This is a genomic window from Pseudomonas sp. SIMBA_068 (assembly GCF_046534705.1).
GTDB lineage: Bacteria > Pseudomonadota > Gammaproteobacteria > Pseudomonadales > Pseudomonadaceae > Aquipseudomonas > Aquipseudomonas putida.
Window position 1 is genome coordinate 1 of the sequence record NZ_JAWRYI010000969.1, and the last position, 256, is coordinate 256.

Below are 256 nucleotides of genomic sequence, written 5' to 3' on the forward strand. Positions count from 1 at the left end.
GGCCTGCGTGGCCGGAAGGGTGGCGCAACAGCCAGTTGCCGGAGGTGCAGCAGTGGTGTGAACAGCATGAAGAGGAGATCGCCTTCTGGCAATGGCTGCAATGGCTGGCGCAGCAGCAGTTCTCTGGCTGCTGGACGCACAGTCAGGCGCTGGGCATGAGCGTCGGACTCTATCGTGACCTGGCAGTGGGCGTGGCGGAAGGCAGCGCGGAAACCTGGCACGACCCGGAGCTTTACCGCCTCAGGGCCTCGGTGGG

At 65.6% G+C, this 256-nt stretch carries 1 protein-coding gene; it reads left to right on the top strand.

What is annotated here, in order from left to right:
- Window positions 1–256, top strand: a 256-nt coding sequence (locus tag SB756_RS32305) for a 4-alpha-glucanotransferase (protein WP_410913531.1), incomplete at both ends; no start/stop codon positions are given.